At 35.8% G+C, this 21123-nt stretch carries 18 protein-coding genes and 14 pseudogenes; 19 read left to right on the top strand and 13 right to left on the bottom strand.

Translation table 11 applies throughout. The features are described 5' to 3' along the window. The first annotated feature begins 122 nt into the window (after positions 1-122). The 3 genes from NSS75_RS14440 to NSS75_RS14430 are packed head-to-tail and all read left to right on the top strand — an operon-like array spanning position 123 to position 1970. Complete coding sequence (locus NSS75_RS14440; protein ID WP_101861127.1) at positions 123-500, top strand: GntR family transcriptional regulator; 378 nt, start codon at positions 123-125, stop codon at positions 498-500. Next, the gene (locus tag NSS75_RS14435) at positions 500-1360 is read left to right on the top strand and encodes an ABC transporter ATP-binding protein (RefSeq protein ID WP_339233515.1); all 861 of its coding nucleotides are present in this window, start codon (positions 500-502) and stop codon (positions 1358-1360) included. The genes NSS75_RS14440 and NSS75_RS14435 overlap by 1 nt, the downstream gene beginning before the upstream one ends. A 1-nt stretch (position 1361) precedes the next feature. Next, positions 1362-1970, top strand: a complete 609-nt coding sequence (locus tag NSS75_RS14430) for an ABC-2 transporter permease (RefSeq protein ID WP_268496808.1) — start codon at positions 1362-1364, stop codon at positions 1968-1970. A 391-nt stretch (positions 1971-2361) separates the two neighbouring features. Here NSS75_RS14430 and NSS75_RS14425 read toward each other — a convergent pair. Together NSS75_RS14425 and NSS75_RS14420 are read right to left on the bottom strand one after the other, a co-directional pair. Continuing rightward, positions 2362-2448 (bottom strand): annotated as a pseudogene (locus tag NSS75_RS14425) (ImmA/IrrE family metallo-endopeptidase); the annotation flags it as partial. A 167-nt stretch (positions 2449-2615) separates the two neighbouring features. After that, a pseudogene (locus NSS75_RS14420) lies at positions 2616-2883 on the bottom strand (hypothetical protein). Positions 2884-3060: 177 nt separating this feature from the next. On the opposite strand from NSS75_RS14420, the pseudogene NSS75_RS14415 reads away from it, so the two are divergent. Together NSS75_RS14415 and NSS75_RS14410 are read left to right on the top strand one after the other, a co-directional pair. Next, positions 3061-3334, top strand: a pseudogene (locus tag NSS75_RS14415) (ribonuclease domain-containing protein); the annotation flags it as partial. Positions 3335-3352: 18 nt separating this feature from the next. Continuing rightward, the gene (locus NSS75_RS14410; protein WP_339233512.1) at positions 3353-3628 is read left to right on the top strand and encodes a barstar family protein; all 276 of its coding nucleotides are present in this window, start codon (positions 3353-3355) and stop codon (positions 3626-3628) included. A 29-nt stretch (positions 3629-3657) separates the two neighbouring features. Here the strand turns inward: NSS75_RS14410 and NSS75_RS14405 are convergent. Further along, a pseudogene (locus tag NSS75_RS14405) lies at positions 3658-3939 on the bottom strand (ImmA/IrrE family metallo-endopeptidase); the annotation flags it as partial. Between the two features lie 248 nt (positions 3940-4187). On the opposite strand from NSS75_RS14405, the gene ant(6) reads away from it, so the two are divergent. Then, positions 4188-5042 carry an aminoglycoside 6-adenylyltransferase gene (ant(6), locus tag NSS75_RS14400; RefSeq protein WP_339233510.1) on the top strand — a complete coding sequence of 285 codons (855 nt, stop codon included), beginning with the start codon at positions 4188-4190 and terminating at the stop codon, positions 5040-5042. 756 nt (positions 5043-5798) lie between these two features. Here the strand turns inward: ant(6) and NSS75_RS14395 are convergent. The 4 genes from NSS75_RS14395 to NSS75_RS14380 all read right to left on the bottom strand — a co-directional run bounded on the left by NSS75_RS14395 (position 5799) and on the right by NSS75_RS14380 (position 9217). After that, a complete protein-coding gene (locus tag NSS75_RS14395) occupies positions 5799-6341 on the bottom strand; it encodes a PadR family transcriptional regulator (protein ID WP_060399085.1) in 543 nt (180 codons plus the stop codon). Further along, positions 6338-7180, bottom strand: coding sequence for a sialate O-acetylesterase (locus tag NSS75_RS14390; RefSeq protein ID WP_268544253.1), 843 nt, complete (start codon positions 7178-7180; stop codon positions 6338-6340). The genes NSS75_RS14395 and NSS75_RS14390 overlap by 4 nt, the downstream gene beginning before the upstream one ends. 557 nt (positions 7181-7737) lie before the next feature. After that, a complete protein-coding gene (gene nfsA, locus NSS75_RS14385; RefSeq protein WP_339233506.1) occupies positions 7738-8478 on the bottom strand; it encodes an oxygen-insensitive NADPH nitroreductase in 741 nt (246 codons plus the stop codon). A 379-nt stretch (positions 8479-8857) separates the two neighbouring features. Continuing rightward, positions 8858-9217: a winged helix-turn-helix transcriptional regulator gene (locus tag NSS75_RS14380; protein WP_024122237.1), complete on the bottom strand. Its 360-nt coding sequence runs from the start codon at positions 9215-9217 to the stop codon at positions 8858-8860. Positions 9218-9441: 224 nt separating this feature from the next. Between NSS75_RS14380 and NSS75_RS14375 the strand changes: the two genes are divergently transcribed. The 3 genes and pseudogenes from NSS75_RS14375 to NSS75_RS14365 form a co-directional block, all read left to right on the top strand. Then, positions 9442-10176, top strand: coding sequence for an NAD(P)-binding domain-containing protein (locus NSS75_RS14375; protein WP_185848787.1), 735 nt, complete (start codon positions 9442-9444; stop codon positions 10174-10176). A 313-nt stretch (positions 10177-10489) separates the two neighbouring features. Further along, positions 10490-10668 (top strand): annotated as a pseudogene (locus NSS75_RS14370) (hypothetical protein). Then, positions 10626-10789, top strand: a pseudogene (locus NSS75_RS14365) (recombinase family protein); the annotation flags it as partial. The pseudogenes NSS75_RS14370 and NSS75_RS14365, both read left to right, overlap by 43 nt. Positions 10790-11207: 418 nt before the next feature. Here NSS75_RS14365 and NSS75_RS14360 read toward each other — a convergent pair. Continuing rightward, the gene (locus tag NSS75_RS14360) at positions 11208-12104 is read right to left on the bottom strand and encodes a LysR family transcriptional regulator (RefSeq protein ID WP_198098315.1); all 897 of its coding nucleotides are present in this window, start codon (positions 12102-12104) and stop codon (positions 11208-11210) included. Between the two features lie 166 nt (positions 12105-12270). Between NSS75_RS14360 and fumC the strand changes: the two genes are divergently transcribed. Continuing rightward, on the top strand, positions 12271-13659 hold the full coding sequence (fumC, locus tag NSS75_RS14355) for a class II fumarate hydratase (RefSeq protein ID WP_185848789.1): 1389 nt from the start codon (positions 12271-12273) through the stop codon (positions 13657-13659). A gap of 573 nt (positions 13660-14232) precedes the next feature. Here fumC and NSS75_RS14350 read toward each other — a convergent pair. Then, a pseudogene (locus NSS75_RS14350) lies at positions 14233-14625 on the bottom strand (sigma-70 family RNA polymerase sigma factor); the annotation flags it as partial. A gap of 5 nt (positions 14626-14630) precedes the next feature. Further along, positions 14631-15145, bottom strand: a pseudogene (locus NSS75_RS14345) (ImmA/IrrE family metallo-endopeptidase). A 266-nt stretch (positions 15146-15411) separates the two neighbouring features. Here NSS75_RS14345 and NSS75_RS14340 point away from each other — a divergent pair. Both NSS75_RS14340 and NSS75_RS14335 read left to right on the top strand, forming a co-directional pair. Further along, the gene (locus NSS75_RS14340; protein ID WP_101861115.1) at positions 15412-15948 is read left to right on the top strand and encodes an AAA family ATPase; all 537 of its coding nucleotides are present in this window, start codon (positions 15412-15414) and stop codon (positions 15946-15948) included. 149 nt (positions 15949-16097) lie between these two features. Continuing rightward, complete coding sequence (locus tag NSS75_RS14335) at positions 16098-16454, top strand: hypothetical protein (protein ID WP_339233501.1); 357 nt, start codon at positions 16098-16100, stop codon at positions 16452-16454. A gap of 78 nt (positions 16455-16532) precedes the next feature. Here NSS75_RS14335 and NSS75_RS14330 read toward each other — a convergent pair whose 3' ends face one another. Both NSS75_RS14330 and NSS75_RS14325 read right to left on the bottom strand, forming a co-directional pair. After that, the gene (locus NSS75_RS14330) at positions 16533-16751 is read right to left on the bottom strand and encodes a hypothetical protein (RefSeq protein ID WP_260627350.1); all 219 of its coding nucleotides are present in this window, start codon (positions 16749-16751) and stop codon (positions 16533-16535) included. A gap of 371 nt (positions 16752-17122) precedes the next feature. Continuing rightward, positions 17123-17259 (bottom strand): annotated as a pseudogene (locus NSS75_RS14325) (transcriptional regulator); the annotation flags it as partial. A gap of 15 nt (positions 17260-17274) precedes the next feature. On the opposite strand from NSS75_RS14325, the pseudogene NSS75_RS14320 reads away from it, so the two are divergent. The 5 genes and pseudogenes from NSS75_RS14320 to NSS75_RS14300 form a co-directional block, all read left to right on the top strand. Continuing rightward, positions 17275-17642, top strand: a pseudogene (locus NSS75_RS14320) (DnaD domain protein); the annotation flags it as partial. Next, positions 17524-18465: pseudogene (locus NSS75_RS14315) on the top strand (ATP-binding protein). The pseudogenes NSS75_RS14320 and NSS75_RS14315, both read left to right, overlap by 119 nt. Beyond that, a pseudogene (locus NSS75_RS14310) lies at positions 18456-18606 on the top strand (hypothetical protein). The pseudogenes NSS75_RS14315 and NSS75_RS14310 overlap by 10 nt, the downstream one beginning before the upstream one ends. 76 nt (positions 18607-18682) lie before the next feature. Then, positions 18683-19111, top strand: a pseudogene (locus tag NSS75_RS14305) (RusA family crossover junction endodeoxyribonuclease). Positions 19112-19192: 81 nt separating this feature from the next. Continuing rightward, positions 19193-19399 carry an XtrA/YqaO family protein gene (locus NSS75_RS14300; RefSeq protein ID WP_213417757.1) on the top strand — a complete coding sequence of 69 codons (207 nt, stop codon included), beginning with the start codon at positions 19193-19195 and terminating at the stop codon, positions 19397-19399. Positions 19400-19538: 139 nt separating this feature from the next. Here the strand turns inward: NSS75_RS14300 and NSS75_RS14295 are convergent, their stop codons facing one another. After that, a complete protein-coding gene (locus NSS75_RS14295; RefSeq protein ID WP_024122226.1) occupies positions 19539-19805 on the bottom strand; it encodes a hypothetical protein in 267 nt (88 codons plus the stop codon). A gap of 262 nt (positions 19806-20067) precedes the next feature. Between NSS75_RS14295 and NSS75_RS14290 the strand changes: the two are divergent. Both NSS75_RS14290 and NSS75_RS14285 read left to right on the top strand, forming a co-directional pair. Next, positions 20068-20523, top strand: a pseudogene (locus NSS75_RS14290) (sigma-70 family RNA polymerase sigma factor). 135 nt (positions 20524-20658) lie between these two features. Continuing rightward, on the top strand, positions 20659-21051 hold the full coding sequence (locus tag NSS75_RS14285; protein WP_103672590.1) for a hypothetical protein: 393 nt from the start codon (positions 20659-20661) through the stop codon (positions 21049-21051). The last annotated feature ends 72 nt before the right edge of the window (positions 21052-21123 follow it).

Below are 21123 nucleotides of genomic sequence, written 5' to 3'. Positions count from 1 at the left end.
ATAGCCCTACACTTAACCAAACGATAAACTCGAAGGATTGGATTAAAAAAGAGTTGTATTCTGATATTAATTTGGATATATTGTATATAAAGTATATATACAATATGATAGCGGGGTTTTATATGCAAATTATCATTTCAAATCATTTAAAAGAACCTATTTACGAGCAAATTTATGCTCAAATTAAAAAACATATTTTGACCAATGAATTACATGCAGGGCAATCCTTACCTTCAATGCGACAGTTAGCGAAGGATTTGGATATAAGTGTTATTACAACGAAACGTGCCTATGAGGAACTTGAGAAGAACGGATTCATATATTCGGTTGTTGGGAAAGGTTCTTTTGTATCGGAGCAGGATAGTGAGATGATGAAAGAAAGAAAAATGAAGGTAATTGAAGAGCAATTGTTGACGGCAATTCAAAACAGTAAAGAAATTGGCATCTCACTTACAGAATTAAAGGGCATACTTACACTGTTATATAGGGAGGAAGAATAGTGGAAAATGTTATTGAATTCAAACATGTTTATAAATCATTTGGTGATTTTCAGCTAAAAGATATTTCAATGACAGTTAAAAAAGGATTTATAACGGGTTTTATCGGTGGTAATGGTGTTGGAAAATCTACAACGATTAAACTTATGATGAACTTATTGCAACCAGATAGCGGATCGATTTCAATATTTGGGTTAGATCATAAAGCACATGAAAAAGAAATAAAGCAACGGATTGGTTTTGTATTTGATGAAAATATTTTCTACGCACATTTAACATTAGCAGAAATGAAGGAGATTATAAGGCCCTGCTATATGAAATGGGATGATCGCCTATTTAATTACTATGTTGAAAAATTTGAACTGCCGTTAAATAAAAAAATCAAATCATTTTCTAAAGGAATGATGATGAAAGCTTCTTTATCAATAGCCTTATCACATCATGCAGAGTTAATTATTATGGATGAACCCACATCGGGATTAGACCCAATATTTCGCAGGGAGTTTCTGGATATACTACATGATATAATGCAAGATGGAAAGAAAACGATCTTCTTTTCTACTCATATTACAACAGATTTAGACCGTATTGCAGATTATATTACTTTTATTCATAATGGTGAGCATATTTTCACAAAGAAATCGTATCAAATTCAAGAAGAGTATGCCATTGTAAAAGGAGGCGCGGAGTTATTAGATCGAGATACAGAACAGGAGTTTATTTCCATCCGGAAATCTAATGCTGGTTTTGAGGCATTAACAGCCAATAAAGCACGAATAGAAGATGTGTTTGGTGACTTAGTTTTAATCGAAAAACCAACGATTGAAGAGCTGATGTTCTATACAAAGAAAGGGGCTAAATAGGGTGTTTCACTTAATAAGAAAAGATATCATTTTACAAAAGAAATCTCTTATGATATTGCTGCCTGCTTTATTTGTTTATTTAACGTTAAATATATCATATATCTGGTCAGGTTTTGTATTTAGTATTGTCATAATAATGAACGCGTTTTCAATGGATGAAAAAGCCCGAATAAATACCCTGCTGAATTCACTGCCTTATACAAGAAGGGAAATTGTTAGTTCAAAGTACATCGGGGTACTTATTTTTACTTTAATTATAGTTCTTACAATTTTTATAGGAAACTTAATCATTCATAGAGAACTAACAATATGGATAGATCTAATGTTTATCGTATGCCTTGTGATGGTATCTGCTTCATTTATCTTTCCATTTAGTTATCAGTTTAACAGCCGATATTTGTTCAAAGGCTCACTTGTTTTATTCGGTATTTATATGGTGTTGATTAATACCTTGTTCCGAAATGTGAACGATATAATCAGAGAAAATGTTCGAATATTATTATCATTACAAAATCTTAATGTTTATTTATTAATTCTATTTTCGGTTATGATTCTATATGTTTGTTCTTGGCTTCTGTCGATTCGTATTTATAGAAATAAAGCATTTTAAAGGAAAGGTGTAGAAATTCTACAGAAAGAGATTTTTACTGAGTGGTTTAATCATCCCTATTCTCATATGTTGCAAAAGGAACGGTATCTTAAATCAATGTTTGTGATGTATTTTGAAGTTAGATGTTACTCATACAATGGATTACCTGATAATTTACGGTCCAAAAAAGCGAAATCCAAACAATATTGAAGTGAAAAAGAGCCCATCTCCTTTTATGAGAAGGGCTATCCACATATTTAACATGAGTTTCTGAGTGATACATAGCTTTTTCGAATGCAGCAGCTATTCATTTTTATCTTCGTAATCAATATCCTGCCCGATCGGATCATGAAGGGACACATTTTTTTTTGTTTTTTTCGATACGCGTAAATGCATGATGAGGATATCTTTATTAATTACAAAAGGGGGGAGCATAGTTTCCTGTCACTGATTGATTAAATAAATGTTGGGTCAGCTTCCTGTAATACATGTTCAAACGGGGTACTGCGCATGTCTTAGAGGCTCCTGAGAATGGCCGAACAGTGATTCAAATAAGGGCAGCCTTGCGCAGGTTTAATCATGAGATAGATTTTAAGGGTATGTAAATGAATAATTGAAAAAACCCACTAAAATGTGGGTTCTTTGTATGCGCTAACGGGGGAATAACTATTCTTCATCTTCAAAAAAACCCAATAGTTTTTTCTTCATCATATTCATATTTACGTCCTAGATTATCTGTATCTCTTTCGTGCTGTAAAAGAACTTTATAGTTTTTTCCCTTTGAAGATTCGTTTTCAGTAACACTTAGGACGGTTACTTTATCGTTCTCATATGTCTTTGCAAAAAGTTTCATCTCCTCAATTGTATCCTTTAAATCTGTTTCATCACCATTAAAAAAGTCTAAAGAAACTTCAGTTGTGTATTTTTCAATCATGGCTAGCTCCCTGCTAAAAATGTATTAGTTCTTAAAGGGATAATGAAAAATCTAATCAACAGCTATCACTGGATGGTGAAAGAGGTTCAACAGTTGCAGAGAGTACTCTATGGTTCAGCCACTCTAATGTGAAATTGGGGTGTTGCTCAGTATGGATGAGATGGCGATCAATGGCCGGTGCCGGAAAATTACATAAATAAAGGAGAAGCAAGAAAATTAGGATGGGAAAGCAAAAAAGGTAATTTATCAAAAGTAGCACCGGGGAAAAGTATCGGGGGAGATATATACAAAAACAGAGAAAAATCTTTCTGAAGCTAAAAATAGAGTGTGGTGCGAAGCTGATATAAACTATATCATAGGTTACAGAGGGAATGGCAGATTATTCTATTCGAATGATGGATTAATATATATAACAACGGATCATTATAAAACGTTTGTTAAGTTAAAATAATGGAGGACATAGTTTTTAATGAAAAAAATAGTTGTAGATGGAAAAGACTTTGAAAATAAAGAAGGATTACATGATGCATTAAAAGATAAATTAGACTTCCCAGACTACTATGGGAAAAATTTAGACGCCTTATGGGATTGCCTTACAGGGTGGATAGAGTTGCCGTTAACTTTAATCTGGAGAAATTTTGAGTGTAGTAAAAAGTTTTTAGGTTCATACGCTGATGATGCATTAGAAGTTTTACAAGAGGCCCAAGAGGAATTAGAGGATGAGTTTAAAATAATAATAGAGTAGACTTTCTTTTTTGGTTTTGTGAATTTGAAAAAAGTTACAGGCATTGTTTTTTTATCACCTTCATGTCTATATATATGGCAAAATTCATGAGCGAAATCATACCATTGTTCAGTTCGGCTTTTTCGGCTGTCCAAGCATATATTATAAATTCCGCTGTGTTTAAGTGCGAAGCTTGTTACAGGTTTAAACGAAAGCCTGATATCTAAAGCCTTGGCAATCCGTTCAAAATTAATTTGTTCTGGTTCTTTAATATCAATCTTCCTGTATAAGTTTTCAATCCAATCCTCTAAATGACTGTTTGTATACCTCAAGATGAAAAACCTCCTTAAAGACGACAATATAAAAATTGGATTCGTGAAATATTATAGGGAAAACTAAGACTTTTTTCACGGGAAAATGCATCTAAGATAAGGGTGGTGTTTCTTGAAGAGCTGCTAAGTAATTAATGACAATAATCGATAATGAAAAGTGTTTGTTTCATAATTAGAGCCATATTCGGTTTAGAGTTAGAGGTATTTAGGCTGCAAAAAGAAAAAGTTGAAACGGAGGAATACATGCAATGCGGAGTGAACAGGTAATGATGGACATTTTTTTAGACTTTGCTTTGAATGATCAAAGAATCCGATTGGTTACTTTGGAAGGATCACGTACAAATAGAAATATTCTCCCCGACAACTTCCAAGACTATGACATTTCTTATTTTGTAACTGATATGGAATCTTTTAAAGATAATGATCGGTGGCTTGAATTCTTTGGTACTCGCATTATGATGCAAAAACCCGAAGATATGGAGCTTTTTCCTCCTGAATTAGGTAACTGGTTTTCATACATCATTCTTTTTGAGGATGGTAACAAATTAGATCTAACCCTTATTCCAATCAGTGAAGTAGAAGATTATTTTGCTAAGAACGATGGTTTGGTTGAGGTCTTGCTTGATAAGGATAATTTCATCAAAAATAAAGTAATCCCAAATGATCGTCAATATTGGATTAAAAAGCCTTCTGCAAGAGGATTTGATGATTGCTGTAATGAGTTCTGGATGGTTTCGACTTACGTAGTAAAAGGATTAGCAAGAAAAGAAATACTTTTTGCAATTGACCATTTAAATGAGAATGTACGTCCTAATTTATTGAGAATGATGGCGTGGCATATTGCATCCCAGCAAGGGTATTCATTCAGTATGGGGAAGAACTATAAATTTATTAAACGTTACCTTTCAAATAAAGAATGGGAAGAGCTAATGTCTACATATTCTATGAATGGGTATCAAGAAATGTGGAAGTCGTTATTTACTTGCTATGAATTATTTAGGAAATATTCAAAAGTTGTATCAGAAAGTCTTAGATATAAGTATCCAGATTATGATAAAGGCATCACAAAATATACGGTAAGTATTTATAACTCATTAAAGTGAATGGCATAAACCCGCCTCCTTAGCGGGAGGTTTTCTTATGTACAAAGAAGAAATTAAACTAATGAAAAAAGAAGAGTCTATCATAATACTCTTCTCTAAATTGTTTCAGTCTTCATTTTTCCTTTCCTTACAAATACCATGATTCCAGGGATGATCATAAGTATAGCTGGTATTAAGTAAAACCAATCAATACATATAAGTCCTCCAACCCCTGAGATAAAAAGTAAAACACTGCTCAACTTTGGTTTGAATAAGACAACAATTGAAGCGGTAAACCCAACGCATGAAAAGATCAAAGATACCCATGCACCAACAAGGAGGTCGCTCGTCATTTCAAAGTATCTGATCAAATGAAAAAATAAATCAAGGTAGGCGATACCTAAAGCTAGAATAGATGCTACAACACCCAATAGGCTCCCTATCAAACTTAAAAAAACTCAATGGTTCTCTTCACAATAAACGCTCCTTATGTAATCAGCAACTTCATTTTTATATATTAGAATATAAAAGCAACATAAATGAAAATATAAATGAGAAAGACAACGGTGTAAATAGTGGTTATTCATACGAAGGATTGAAAAAGAAGGACACGCAGCAGATTCATTTGCACTTGTTGGGGGGCAAGTGTTGACAACTCTATTAACTGGCTTAATTAAAGAAGGAGTATAAAACCTGTATCAATGATGTTACTAGATATCTACGACACAGGTTTTATATTTAGCTAACTAATATTCTTATATTTAACTTTGCATTTTTTTATTCTGCAATAGTTGATTCTATTTCTGTTTTCAATTTTTCAAACCACTCTAAATTAACCAAGTGATGTGAACGGGAATTTTCGTTCATACGGCGAAAGTAATCGATTGTGCCGGGAATTTCTTGAGTGATGGACAGGTATTCATCAAGGAGCTCGATTCGAGTTTTAGTCTGATCGATTTGTGATTGGATCAGATCCAGTAATTTATTTTTGTCGAATTCATCGGCAAAGAGTAACGCCCCATAAAATTGCAGGTTCACATATTCCGATTTGGTGCCGTATTTGATCATTAATTTTTCGAATTCTGCCCTTCCCGAATCTGTGACTTTGTAGTTACGGATTTCACGCCCGCTGGTTGAGGGTTTCTGCTGAATCTGTTCAATTAAGCACTTTTCTTCAAGTTGCTGCAGATTGTAATAAAATGAACCTTTCGTGAAGTTAACAATGTATTTGTAATGACGTTTTTCCATTAAGGCCAGAAGTTCATAGCCGTGAGCTCCGGGGTTTTGGATTAGCAAGCCAAGGATAAGTAAGGGAATCATGGTTTCATCACCTTCGCCATCTGCGCCTCAAATTCCGCGTACGTAATTTTACCCGAAGCCAAATCCATACTATGAAGGTAAATCTGTTCTGTTTTAGAATAGTCACCATTCACTTTCAGTGATTGCTCCTCTCCCGAAATGGGTTTCAAGATATGGTACTTTTTCGAAAAAGCCTCGAAATAGCGGTAACCGAATTTGCGTTGTGAAGCTGCGTCTAAATGAATGCCATCAGGATTCGCAGTCAAACCTGCTGCAGTAACAAAATAACAATTCTGTTGTTCGTTGGCAAAACGAAGCAATTGTTCATTAACCTGTCGAAATTCAGTCGCGTGCTGTCCAAAACCGGTCTTCCCAAGAAAGTCACCAAGCCCTCCAATAATTAACGGTATCTCATCAAGTTTCAACTCGTTTCTTAGCGTCTCGATGATAAGAGTTAATTTCTCGTAATAAGTTTCATGTAGCGACTGATAACTGTCACTCTCACCCTGGTGCCAAAGGATTCCACAAATTTGACTGGATCGGAGGGCGAAGCGGGCTTCGGACAAAGCATGCTGAAAAAGGATGCCTTCCGGATGCCAGTCATTCAATGAACTGCCACCTTCCGCACAAGGGATCAAGCCAATTTCTTCATCGGGATGAGCTTTCGACCATGCATCTGCAAAAGATGCCGCTAGGCCAACGCCGGAAACCGGACGGTCGTAATTAATCGGCTCTGTCATCATCTGCCACTGTCCATTGCGCAGCATTTTTATTTTTTCATTATAGATAGGGTCTACTTCATTCAAAAATCCACGGCCCGCCATATTCGACTGCCCCAACATTAAAAAAGACTTTATCATCTAATTTCACTTCTTTACATCAATATTTTAGTCTAATTAGACTATAGTCAATTCAGTTTGTCTTGTAAAGTTATAACAAGGTTTTATTTTTTTATTAGTATGTATGAAAAACAAACTAACATTGAAAATTTGGTGGATGTATTTGAGAAATAGCAAGTTCCTTTGCTTTTTCTTATCTAACTATCGGGGGCTTTATTTCAATAACGATCTTCCACAATCGGGCGCGATTAATGAACAAGAACTAAAGGAGTGATACATATTAGTCATGTATAATATGTATCACTCCTTATTTTTTATGGCTTTTTTTGATTTAGGTTTTGATGAAAAAATAACAAAAACCCTGTCATGTAAGGGTTCCTATGAGGTTCAAAATCATTTTTCATAGGAAATACGTTCAATGATGGGGGTGTATCCCAAATGAAATGGATTGTTAAAAAGGGAGGGCTATGTTGAAGGGGGTAAATATCAATAAAAAATTTTTAAGCATATAGAGGAAGAGCTTCAAAACTCTTCCTCTTTTATTTGGATAGAATACCGAAAATTTCTCTTGGGAAAATTTATTTTTTAGCAAATCCCTGTTTATTTAAATACTCAAGCATGAAGGGGAGTTTGCTTCTTTCGAGATGGTCCTCAATATGATCTTTCCATCCCTTTACTTTTTTCACTGTGAAAGGCGCTTTAACAGGACGATTCTGGTAATACTCACGCATCTGTTGATCATAGGTTGCTAATTTTTCATCATCTAGCGATTGATACTGATTATCAAACATGACCATCGATTGAGGCAAACGTGGTTTTAATCCAGGTTTCTCTTCAGCAGGGTGGCCTATGCATAGCCCTACTAAAGGAACCACATGTTTTGGTAAATGTAATATCTCAGTTAATTCTGTAATATGTAGTCTAATTCCACCGATATATACGCCACCGAGTCCCATTGATTCGGCTGCAGTCAAAGCATTTTGAGCCATTAGCCCAGCATCAAATGTACCTATTAAAAGGTATTCAATATACTCAAGATCTACATCGGGAGCGATTTGATGATTTCGGTTAAAATCTGCACAAAAAATCCAAAACTCTGCTGCCTCTTCAATATAAGGCTGGTTCGCAGAAAGCTCCATCACTTGTTTTCGAAGAGCTGGATCTGTAATTCTAATGATAGAAACGGCCTGAAGAAGGCTGAAAGATGAAGTCTGATTAGCTGCCTTAAAGATTGCTTCTCGTTGCTCCTTTGTGAGAGGTTGATCTGTAAAAGACCGAATGGAAGTATGATTACAAAGTAATTCAATTGTATTGTTCATATTGACACTCTTCCTTTCTTACATATTAGATTCAAGCTGATTAAGTTGGGCTAGAGTTACTTTTGAAAAAAGTGTAACTTGTATACAATATGATAAAATCAGCACTCTAATTTATGAAGAGGGCAATTTAAATTGCCGTAGTGCATTTTTTTGTACTTAGTACCAAAAACTAGATAAAAAGGTGGCTAGATTTTGTTAAAACGAATTTGAAAAAGAATTTAAATGGAATAAACAAAAGATCCGGCAAATGTCCCGAAAAAGGAAGCTTGTGTCAACCTGCTTAGTTAGTAAAAAAAAGCTGTCACATTCGACAGCTTCTGATCTTTTAACTCTTACCCCGATACTTTAATACATTTCTTCATAAACTCTTATCGTAAAATTACTCTATCTGCTCCCCAAACTTCTTTCCGAACTCTTCCATCAAATCAATTATAGGAATGAATTCTTTCCCTTTTGAGGTTAGTGAATACTCTACACGAGGAGGAACCTCAGGAAACACCTCTCTCTTAATTAATCCATCTGTTTCTAATTCTCTCAGCTGCTTTGTAAGAGAACCTTGTGAAATGTCCCATAAAAAAGCTTTAATTTCGCTATAACGACGTTTTTTTGTTTTTAAAAACCAGAGAATAATATATTTCCAGCGTCCCGAAAGCATATTTTGAGCATATGCAATTCCATATACTTCTCTTTGTTCCTTTATATACTCTTTGTCAAATCCATCCTTACATATTTTAGACACCTTTTCACCTGCTTTCTGCTGTTAAGTACAGAAAAATGTACTACGGCAATTTAAATTACCTACTTTAAATAGATGAGAAACGGTTTTATTCTAGTATATGTAAAAGAAATACTCAATACTCATTACGCTTTTCTTAATATATGTTTACGATTTGGTGAACATATAATGGTGTAACTTTAAGCAGAAATATTCTTTTATATACAAATTCTTTAGGAGGGAAAATAGTGAAATTCGGAATTATAGGTGCAGGAACAATTGGGTCAATTATTTCTAAAAAATTAGTTGAGAATGGGCATGATGTCAAAATTGCAGATGCAAGGGCAATTGAATATTTAGAAGGAAAAAAGCTTGCTGGAACCCCTGTGCGCGTAGAGGATGCAATTAAAAACATTGATGTTCTGATCATATCTCTTCCTACAAAAGCAATGTCAAGCATTCGAAATATGATCGATCAAGTCGGAGAGGATGTAATCATTGTAGATACTTCAAATTATTATCCTTTTAGAGACGACAAAATTGAAGAAATCGAGAACGGGATGGTTGAAAGTGTTTGGGTATCAAATCAATTAGGCAGACCTGTCATTAAAGCATTCAACAATTTATTAGCCTATACTTTAGAAAATGAAGGAACAACCGTAGATTCTAGTGAACGAATCGCGATAGCAGTTTCTGGTGATGACACATCACAAAAACAAGTAGTCATAGACGTAGTATCCGAGTTAGGCTTCGATGCAATAGACAGTGGTTCTTTAAGTGATTCTTGGAGACAGCAACCAGGAACTCCTGCTTACTGCACAGAGCTAACAAAAGATGAACTTACGAAAGCGTTGAAAAAGGCGAATAAAGAAAAAGCACCGTTACTACGCGACAAAGTGATGGAAATATTTGCAGAGAAAAAGGATGTTAAATTTTCACACGAGGATGTTGTGAATCTAAACAGAGAAATATACAATTCATAAAACAAGCTATCATAAGGAAGAATTTAAAAATTCTTAATCAATATAGATGAAAGGTTAACGATTATTGTTTTGGCTCACCATTTTATAACCACAATCCATGAAACCAAATAGAAATGATAGAAAATGAAAGTAAAGAGTATAATAAAAATAAACATTCATAACGTACGAGATGGTTTTATAATGTTGAGGGCTAGTGAAAAAAACGGTGGTTTTATACCATCGGTTTTTTTAAGCACTTTTTTACACTCATTGAAAATCACTTCATTAGGACAAACAGTTATTACATAGCATTACCCAAGGGGTGATGCATTTTATGAAGGTGATAATCATCGAGGGACCGCAAGCTGGCAAATGCATTAACGATTGCTATCATTATTTAATAAAACGTTATAGGAAGGAGATCCAGGGTGATAGCCATATATGTAAGGGTATCGACCGAGGAACAAGCGATCAAGGGATCGAGCATTGACAGCCAGATCGAAGCCTGCATAAAGAAAGCAGGGACTAAGAAGTGCTGAAGTATGCTGATGAAGGGTATTCTGGTGAGTTGTTTGAACGTCCAGCTTTTAACCGCTTAAGGGAGGACGCAAGTAAAGGACTCATAAGCAAGTTATCCTCAATGACTCAGCTATCATTGATGATGATTAGTCTAATTCCATTTGACAGTAATGGTATTAAGCATTTTAATATTTACTCACTTTGTAGATACAGACAGATTCAAATGTTGGTTTCATAATAGTTGGAGATCAAGTTAGGGACTAAAGGAAGGAAAGAACCTTTCTTTTTTACTTGGAAGGAAAAAAACCGTGCCCATTTTGTGCCCAAAATAGATATAAAATGATGCAATGAGTGTATTGGATAACTTCAGATGCTTGAAAGCTTCTGTAACTGACAATATACTTCCACTTTATTGAGGGCCTGGACTAATAAAAAGATACCAAAGCCATATTGGTATCTTCTTTGTTTTTGCTTTAGAGCTATTAAATCCATCTAAGAGTGCCATGACTTGAACTCAACAACAGTAACTTATACTATATCGAATCTATTTGAGGAAACTGATTGATGATATATTGCTTGAAGTTTTCAGTGACAGGTGATAGATACTTCCCTTCAATCCAAGAAATACCGACTACACGCTCAAACCTTGGCCAACTAATACGGACCTTTGCGATATTTGTTTGGTCTAAGCCTTTACCTTTAAAATCAGGAAGAATTGAAACGCCAAGACCCGCTGCAACAAAACCTGCGATTGTAGCAGCTTCTTCGCCTTCAAATACAATGTTTGGGGTAATATTAACCTGTTCAAATATATGATCTATTGTTACTCGAAGAGCAAAACCTTCTTTCATTAAAACAAAAGGCTCATTAGCAATTTCGTTTAAGGTAATATCCTTACGAGTAGCTAACACATGTTTTTTGGGCAAAAATAAAAAGAGCTCCTCCTTCCATAAGGGCTTCCACATTATATTTGATTCGACTGGAAAAGAAGCAAGCAGGCAGAGATCTAGTTCACCTGATTTTAGTTTATCTAAAAGCTGATTAGAGTGAGACTGGTTTAATTGGAAATGAACATTTGGGTATTGATCTTTAAATGCTCCAATTAAATTTGGAACGATCGTTGTACCCAGAGTGTGTAAAAAGCCTAAAGACACTTCACCTTGATCTGGTTGTAAAAGGGATTGAATTTCTTCCTTTCCTTCAGTAAATTCTTTAATGATGGAATCGACCCTCTTGAGGAATCTTTCCCCATATTTATTTAATGTAATGGACCGGCCTTGTCTATCAAAAAGCGGAACCCCTAAGTAATTTTCTAATCTAACAATAGACCGAGAAAGTGCTGGCTGTGTTATTGATAATGTTTCAGCAGCTTTAGTTACATGCTGTATACGAGCAAGTGTTTGAAAGTATTCTAATTGTTCCCATTCCATTAGAAATCCACCTTTTTTATAAATCATTACATAAATGAATTAAAATCATATTTATTATGCATTATACATCATAATTTATTAGTGTTATGATAAATTTATCGAAAAAATATATGAATTTTTATATGAATTTTAAACTAATTATGTGTTCAGAAGGAGGACTATTTTAATGAACTATCGAATTGAAAAAGATACTTTTGGAGAAATAAAGGTGCCTGCTGATAAGTTTTGGGGAGCGCAAACACAACGTAGTAAAGAGAACTTCAAGATAGGTTCTGAAAAAATGCCTATCCGTATTGTTAAAGCTTTTGCTATATTGAAGCGCAGTACAGCTATTGCTAATAATCGTCTAGGTAATTTGGATAACGAAAAAACAGAGGTTATTACAGCAGTTTGTGATGAAATTCTTGAAGGCAAATATGATGACAATTTTCCACTCGTTGTTTGGCAGACGGGAAGCGGTACACAAAGCAATATGAATGTTAATGAAGTTATAGCGAACCTTGCAACAGCTTTATTAAAAGAAAAAGGCTCTATACAAACCATACATCCAAATGATGATGTCAATCGCAGTCAAAGTTCGAATGACACTTTCCCAACAGCGATGCATGTTGCAGGTGTATTAGCCATCTATGAACAATTAGTTCCTGCACTTGATCAACTTCGGAACACATTAGATGAAAAAGCAAAAAAATTCAATGACATTGTAAAAATAGGTCGTACACATCTTCAAGATGCTACACCTTTAACCCTTGGACAAGAAATTAGCGGTTGGGTGTATATGGTTGATCGTTCGAAAGAAATGATATTGGAAGCAACTGAAAAAATGCGTGAACTTGCTATCGGGGGTACGGCAGTAGGGACAGGCATTAATGCACATCCACAGTTTGGAGAAGTTGTCTCAGAGGAAATCTCGAATTTTACAGGCCAACAGTTTAAAAGTTCACCGAATAAGTTCCATGCCTTAACTAGTCATGATGAAATAACGTATGTACATGGTGCTATGAAGGCATTAGCTGCTGACTTAATGAAAATTGCGAACGATGTTAGATGGCTTGCAAGCGGTCCTCGCTGTGGTATCGGGGAAATTTCAATCCCGGAAAATGAACCTGGCAGCTCCATTATGCCCGGTAAAGTCAACCCTACTCAATGTGAAGCCCTAACCATGATTGCGGCTCAAATTATGGGGAATGATGCAACTATTGGTTTTGCTTCAAGTCAGGGCAACTTTGAACTAAATGTATTTAAACCGGTTATTATCTATAACTTCCTTCAATCCGTGCAGTTACTGAGTGATGGAATAAAATCTTTCCATGATCATTGTGCGGTTGGTATTGAACCTAATACGAAAACCATTAAAGAAAATCTTTCCGGATCTTTGATGCTTGTCACAGCATTGAATCCTTATATCGGATATGAAAAAGCTGCGAAAATTGCTAAGTTTGCTCATAAAGAAGGCTTAACGTTAAAAGAGGCTGCTGTGAAACTTAAATTGCTAACGGAAGAACAATTTGATGAGATGGTTAAACCGGAAAATATGGTGAAACCAAACATTTAAATCTTTAAGATGAAAACTAGTTACTGATCAGTAACTAGTTTTTCCTTTTTTTACACTTGTTGAAAATCACTTCATTAGGACAAACAGTTATTACATAGCATTACCCAAGGGGTGATGCATTTATGAAGGTAATAATCATCGAGGGACAGCAAGCTGACAAAATGCATTAACGATTGCTATCATTAAAATTTGTAGGAATACGATCCAGGGTGATGGAAATTTGTATGTGAAAAGGTATCGACCGAGGAACAAGCGATCAAGGGATCGAGCATCGACAGCCAGCTCGAGGTCTCTAAGGATGTGCTGAAGAATGCGTTGAGGGATTTTCTGGCGAGTTTGGATGAAAGTAAAGGACTTATAAGTCAAGTCATCTGCTAAGATGCTGACCGTCTTTCTCGGAAATGATAATTGAGCTTATCAGTGCTGACGAGTTAAGATAGTGAGACAAGCGGTTGACTGGAAATATTTTCATGCCTCTATCGTATATTCTGTCTCCGTTAGTTTCGAAAGTTTTAAAAGAAGCATGTAAATGAATGAGAGAAAGCCGGAATATTAGATCCGGCTTCTTCTGCATTATTTCCCCTTCGCTTTCTTCCGCTTTTCCTTTTCCGCCCGGTAGAACTCATGAAACATCTTCATCAGCGCCCGTTTCTCAATCCGAGATACATAGCTGCGCGAAATACCGAGTTCTTTGGCAATCTCACGCTGCGTTTTTTCCTTCTTTAAATCAAGCCCAAACCGCCCGACAATCACTTCCTTCTCACGGTCATCTAAAATGTCAATGTATTGCTTCACTTTTTCAAGCTCCATATTGAGCTGGATCGTATCAATCACGTCTTCATTTTCTGATTTCAGGACATCGATCAGGCTTATTTCATTCCCTTCTTTATCCTGCCCGATCGGATCATGAAGGGACACATCTTTTTTTGTTTTTTTCAATGCGCGTAAATGCATGAGGATTTCATTATTAATTACAAAAGGGGGGTGCACAGATTTCCCGTCACAGTTTGATTAAATAAAGGTTGAGTCAGCTTCCTGTAATAAATGCTTAAACGTTTCTTAGTGAATGAAGGGTACCTTAAATAACCAAGCCCATTTTCAATTGCATGTGATTGTATGTACGAAAGATTAATATTACGCAACATGAAAGTTGGAATGCAAAAGTGATATGTAAAGTAATTGGACTGCCACTCTAAATAATCAGTCCAAGTTGCAGGCATTGTTTTTTATCGCCTTCATGTCTATATATATGGCAAAATTCATGAGCAAAATCATACCATTGTTCAACTCGGCTTTTTCGGTTGTCCAAGCATATGTTATAAATTCCGCTGTGTTTAAGTGCGAAGCTTGTAACAGGTTTAAATGAAAGCCTGATATCTAATGACTCAGCAATGCGTTCAAAATTAATTTGTTCAGGTTCTGTAATATCAATCTTCCTGTATAAGTTTTCAATCCAATCCTCTAAATGACTGTTTGTATACCTCAAGATGAAAACCTCCTTAAAGACGACAATCTAAAAATTGGATCGTTTAAATATTATAGGGAAATCAAGACTTTTTTCATAGGATAATGCGTCTATGGAGATGGAATATGAATCCGTTTAATAATGGCTGTTTTCGTAAGTATTATGATTTTAACACGCATCTGGATTTCCCTCGAAAAGTAAAGGTCTTTAGGGATTTATGTCAAAATAATAGTAAGTACCTTATGCAACAAACAGGGAGTTTGGTTGATTAATTAGGAGGGGGAAGTATGAAAAAAAATATTCACATATTGGGAGCCTCTGGTGTCGGAACTTCAACATTAGGTGTTGCATTATCAAAGCATTTGCCTCATACGCATTTTGATACCGATGATTACTATTGGATAGATAAATTCACTAAAAAAAGAGAAATTCCTGAAAGAAGAAAGTTGCTTGAAAAAGACTTAACAATAAATGAGAAATGGATTCTTTCTGGTGCAGTGTGTGGCTGGGGCGATAATCTAAAAAGTTATTTTGACCTTGTCGTCTTCTTATGGATTCCACAAGATATACGGCTTGAGAGATTAAGGCATAGGGAATTTCAGCGTTATGGAAATGAGGTGTTAGCCGGTGGCAGTAAATATGAACAATCAAAAGCATTTTTAGAGTGGGCTTCTTTATATGATACTGCTGGAATGGAAGTTAGAAGTAAAGCATTACACGAACATTGGATGGCAGATTTATCTTGTCCAGTGTTAAAAATTGAAGGTGATTGCTCAGTCAATGAAAGAGTTGACCGTGTCTTGGATTATCTGAATTCTAATTAAACTAACGGATAGCGATAGCTGCATAAGAAAATAAATTTAAAAATCAAAGAAAGTTCTAGTAATGCATTTTACGGATCACGTTTTTTTATACCGCTATCAGTATGCTGTTGGAGGGGGTAAATATCAATAAAAAATTCTTAAAAAGGTTAATGATTGTACCAATTCTATTCATTTGTTATGTTTTATTTTTAAATCCTAAAGTTATACTTGAACAGCAATGTCCTAATAAGCCTTACAGTTTAACAATCGTAAAGCACGGGACAGGTATATTCGATAAGAAAATTGTTTTAATATATTACAAGATCAACGGAAAAACAGTAGCTGTTGGGGATTTGGTGTTTTTTGAGAATTTTGACAGAGATATAGATGTTACTTGGGATACGAATACAGATGATGGAACTTGGTGGATAGATAAAAGCGTACATTTAACCATGACCTATGCTAAAAATTTTAAGGGGGATTTAGACAAGAAAGATATTCATTTTGATTATGGTACTGTCCAATAATAATGAAGCAGTTTATTTAAAATAGGAATATACACTAAAAGAACCGCCAGTCGCGGTTCTTTTGTGTTATACTCTGCTCTAAATTGCTTTAGTAGCAGTTTTTTCTTTCCTTACAAACACCATGATTCCAGGAATGATCATAAGTATTGCTGGTATTAAGTAGAGTAACGAAATACAAAATAATCCACCTAAACCAGATATAATGAGTAATGTACCGCTTAGCTTAGGTTTTACTCCAACAGCAAATGAAGCAAGAAAAGCAACACTTGAAAAGAAAACAGATCCCCCATGAAACATCTATAAGTTCACTTGATAAATCTAAATGAATAAACGCATTTAAAAGTGCATCTGAATAGGCGATAATTAAGGCTATGATGGCGACTACTATACCTAGTAGCTTCCAATTAAACTTAAAACAAACTCAACAATTCTCTGCACCAATAGACGCTCCTTATGTAATGATTTTTATATATAAAATATAAAAGAAACATAAATGAAAATATAAATGAGAAAACAACAAAAACCCTTGTCACGTAAGGGTTTTTATGGGATTCAAAAGTCACTTTATAAATGAGGATATGATTGAGATATAAATGAGAATCTAAATCTTATTAGTAAACAGAATTAAACATAATAAACAGAAATAAATAATAATAAACTAACTGCGTTTATTTATCTGATTTCCGTCTTTCCTTTAATTGCTCCGTTATAATCTCCAAAGCAGCCTGTGAAATTTCATCAGTTACTTCACCGTCTTAGCTGCAAGGAATGTTTCAGGATCGTTTAATACTTTTTTTGCATCGTCAGTGATTATATTGCAGCTGAGATTGAACACAGGAGGTCGATGACAAAATGAAAAATGCCTTTGAGCTATATGAAAACAAAGTTGCTCGGTCAGTCGGCCCGATTGAGGCACAGCGGATCGGCTACATGGTCGATGACTATGGTGAAGAAAAAGTAAAGGAGGCTATCAAGACAGCGTTTCAATTAAAGGGGAAAGCTGCAAGTTTGTCATATGTTCAAGCTATCTTATCAAATCCATTCACTCAAAAGAGAAAGGAGAAACAATATGGCTATAAACAAAGCAGTCAGTATAGACACCGCATTTCAAACGATCATGCAGGAGCTTCGGGAAAAGTCAGCCCACTTTTTGGGAACAAAACAGGCCGTATCCGGAGAAAAGGCTGAATTTGATTGTCCTTATTGTAAGGATCGTGGAATTGTCGTTTATCGGGTACATAAGGACACTCCTTGGCATTTAGATGATCAGTTAGATCTTATGGTTCCTAACGAAATGGTACCTGAAGATGATTTTCTGTTAGGTAAGGTTTGCACGCCGGACAAAGCTAGTGAATGGAAAGATACTTATTCAAAACAGTGTGAATGTGTGAGACGAAAGAAAATTGCCAGACTCATGGCAGCTAGCGGCATTACAGAAGAGTTTGAAAAGCTTCTCTTTGGTAACTTCGCCACGGACGGTAAGTCAGACAGGATCAAGGACGCTTATGAGTGTGCAGTGGAATACTATAAAGATTTCCAAAAGATCAAAGGAGAAAGGCAAAACAGTATTGCATTACTTGGACAGCCTGGCAGTGGCAAAACTCATTTGCTCACGGCGATTATGAATAATCTGATCAAGAAAAAATCAGTACACTGCATGTATTTCCCTTACGTAGAGGGCATGGGTGATTTGAAAGCTAACTTTGATAACTTAGAAGCGAAACTCGATGTCATGAGAAAGGTCGAATTACTATTCATTGATGACTTATTCAAACCAATAAACGGTCATCCAAGGGCAACCGATTGGCAGGTTGAACAAATCCAGTCGGTCATTAATTATTGATACTTGAATCATAAGCCTTTGCTGATTTCTTCGGAGTTAACAGTCGATGAGATTTTAGATATAGACGAGGCTCTTGGTTCACGAATTCACCAGATGTGTCGTGATTACATAGTGATTATTAAAGGTGATCGAATGCAATTAAATCATAGGTTAGGTGAATGGGAATGAAAGAGAAAACGAATGTAAAAGCAGCTGATGGACTTTATATATTCGGACCCTCTAAGTCCTACAGAAGGTAAAGATCTTACGCCAACTATCCGTTTACTTGAGGAACAAATAAAGCAAATGGAGCGGATGCTGAGTGCTTAAAGCAGTCGTGTCTCTGCTGGCAATTTTACTCTCCGCACCGAGAATAGAAAAAGAAATTCAGCTATGGAAAGAGCAGTTGGATTACATTAAGTTCACTGTTTATGATGAGCCAGTCGCACAGGGGCGGCCGCTTGGATCAATACGAAATGGGAAGGTGCATATGCGAGATCCAGCGAAATCAAAGTACTTTAAGCAGTATGTAGCATTGGTTGCGTCTCAGCATCGACCAGAAACAATTATTACTGGTCCTGTCTCAATGGATGTCAAAGTGTATAGACCTATGCCCAAATCAGTTTCAAACTCATGAAAGAAGAAAGAAAAAGCCGAAAAAGGTCTTCTGAGGCCGACGACAAAGCCCGACGTTGATAACTATGTAAAGGGTGTAAAAGACGCTCTGAACCATTTGATATATAAAGATGATAGCCAAGTAGTGGACCTGAAAGTTAGCAAGTTTTATAGTGGAGAGCCGAGGGTGGAAGTCATGATAAGAGAGGTTTCTGCCTAAAAATAAAAAACACTGAAGCGCTTAGCCTCAGTGTTCTTGATATGAACTGGTACTTCTATCATAACACAGGGGGCGCTTTGAGTGTGCAATCCAAGAGAAATAAACATCAAAAAAGACTTTACTATTCAACAGAAGATTGACCCAGAGAAAGTTCAGATCATTGTTTTAGATGGGAATCAAGGTACTGCCCATGTCTTAGATGCTCCGGAGCACGGTAAAACGGTGATCCAAATTGTAAAGGGCAGCTTTGCAAGGGTTGATCATGAGATAGGTTACAAAGTCAGGTAAGCAATTGAAAGGAAGTTTCATAATGGATACCATTAACAAGTTGAACTTCAAATGTACGTCAAGTCATGCCAGATGAAATAATAACTGACAAACAAGCAGTAGAACTATAAGAAAGAGGAGGCTATAAACCTCCTCATAGTTAACTTGAATAGTAGGCGATATAAGATCCATCAGGATAAAAAGTAACACTGTCTAAATAATATGTTGTTCCGTTTATAGTGATTGTTTGTCCTGGGTCTGGATCAGAAGGAAGTCCACGAACAACTAGGGTACCTAATGCAGAAACTTCTTTTGATTGACTTTCTTCAGAATGAGTATCAGTAGGACTTGCGGCAAAGGCAGGAGCGGCAGAAACAAGCAAAGTAAGTGACAATGCAGTACCAGTTAAAACTTTTTTCAATTTCATTTTAAACACTCCCTTTGTTTTTAATACAAGTGTATTATTACATGAGATACAAAAATATCCAAGGTATTTTTTGTTAATATTTTGTGAACTTAGATTAAAATATAGAATCCTCCCGAATGCCTGCACCCCGAAATGAGGGCACAGCATGAGCGCTGAGAGGTAATATTGTCCAAGAAGGAAAGCCTGCGGACACTGAACTTACAGTATTATTTACGCTGTTGGTTTGGTGTCCGTTTTATTTATTTAAAAAGGAGGACGTTTCATGAATCGAAAAGAAATTGAAAATCTAATCAATAGCTATCACTGGATGGTGAAAGAGGTTCATCGTTTGCAGAAGGTACTCTATGGTTCGGTAATTCCAATGAAAAATTGGGGTGTTGCTCAATATGGATTAGAAGCTGCTATGCCAAAAGGGAGTCCTGGGAAGAGTCAGGCTGAATTGAGGCAAATGGATATGCGAGAGGAACGTCTTTTCAAACGTCTTAAGTACTATGAGAAACGAGTATATGCAGTTGAGTTGGTGGCAGAAAAGATCAAATGAGAGCAACATAAAGTCATTTATGATTGCATGATGGAGGGTATGAGCAACCGCGCAATAGGTCTTCACCTTGGCATTTCAAGGGAAACTGTACGCAAAATGAAAGACGAATTGATCAGCCAATTATGCCAAGGTTGCCACTTTGAGCGTTTGTTGAATCTGAAAAAATCTGTGGTTTAAAATGGGAGGCAGGTCGGCGCGGCAGAATTATTATTGTGCCACCTAAACCATATAGTAAAAGGATAATAAATCATTCGTGCAAAGCGTCCCTTTGTTCTCTTTGTTCACCGATAATAAAGGTGGGGGAGGAGACAAATGAAAAAGATTTGTTTGTTATTTATATTAGTTGGCATTGTGGCGGTAATTGGTGCATGTTCTTCAGAAGATTCGACTGACGATACATCGGTAAACTCTGTCGATTCATCAACAGATGATTTAACGGACGATACATCTGATGAATTAGATACAGATAGTGGTGAATCTGATAGCTCAATTTATACTGAAGAAGAATTAGAGAGTGATCCAAAAACACCTTCTTCAAATCCAAATGATTACAATGATGATGCAGAGTATGTACCAGAGAATGGGGTTTCTGATAACCCAGCTGATTATAATGCCAACGGAGAATATAAACCAGTTGAAGACATGACTCAAGAAGAGATTGAAAAAGAATTGGAAAGTATGATTGGAGATAGTATAAATCAATAATTTTTTCATGGGGCACCTTATTAGGTGTCTTTTTTATGTTCAATCGTTCGACAAATTTTGTAAAATGTTCTT

The organism is Bacillus sp. FSL K6-1012 (assembly GCF_037964915.1).
Lineage (GTDB): Bacteria > Bacillota > Bacilli > Bacillales > Bacillaceae > Bacillus > Bacillus halotolerans.
The sequence above is the reverse complement of the archived record's forward strand: the minus strand, read 5'-3'. Positions and strand labels throughout refer to the sequence as shown.

What these genes read in the sequence shown, in the direction of transcription:
- NSS75_RS14440 (WP_101861127.1), top strand. Translation starts at nt 123, where the DNA reads ATGCAAATTATCATTTCAAATCATTTAAAAGAACCTATTTACGAGCAA.
- NSS75_RS14410 (WP_339233512.1), top strand. Translation starts at nt 3,353, where the DNA reads ATGAAAAAAATAGTTGTAGATGGAAAAGACTTTGAAAATAAAGAAGGA.
- NSS75_RS14395 (WP_060399085.1), bottom strand. Translation starts at nt 6,341, where the DNA reads ATGATTCCCTTACTTATCCTTGGCTTGCTAATCCAAAACCCCGGAGCT.
- NSS75_RS14390 (WP_268544253.1), bottom strand. Translation starts at nt 7,180, where the DNA reads ATGATAAAGTCTTTTTTAATGTTGGGGCAGTCGAATATGGCGGGCCGT.
- nfsA (WP_339233506.1), bottom strand. Translation starts at nt 8,478, where the DNA reads ATGAACAATACAATTGAATTACTTTGTAATCATACTTCCATTCGGTCT.
- NSS75_RS14360 (WP_198098315.1), bottom strand. Translation starts at nt 12,104, where the DNA reads ATGGAATGGGAACAATTAGAATACTTTCAAACACTTGCTCGTATACAG.
- fumC (WP_185848789.1), top strand. Translation starts at nt 12,271, where the DNA reads ATGAACTATCGAATTGAAAAAGATACTTTTGGAGAAATAAAGGTGCCT.
- NSS75_RS14340 (WP_101861115.1), top strand. Translation starts at nt 15,412, where the DNA reads ATGAAAAAAAATATTCACATATTGGGAGCCTCTGGTGTCGGAACTTCA.
- NSS75_RS14335 (WP_339233501.1), top strand. Translation starts at nt 16,098, where the DNA reads ATGATTGTACCAATTCTATTCATTTGTTATGTTTTATTTTTAAATCCT.
- NSS75_RS14330 (WP_260627350.1), bottom strand. Translation starts at nt 16,751, where the DNA reads ATGTTTCATGGGGGATCTGTTTTCTTTTCAAGTGTTGCTTTTCTTGCT.
- NSS75_RS14295 (WP_024122226.1), bottom strand. Translation starts at nt 19,805, where the DNA reads ATGAAATTGAAAAAAGTTTTAACTGGTACTGCATTGTCACTTACTTTG.
- NSS75_RS14285 (WP_103672590.1), top strand. Translation starts at nt 20,659, where the DNA reads ATGAAAAAGATTTGTTTGTTATTTATATTAGTTGGCATTGTGGCGGTA.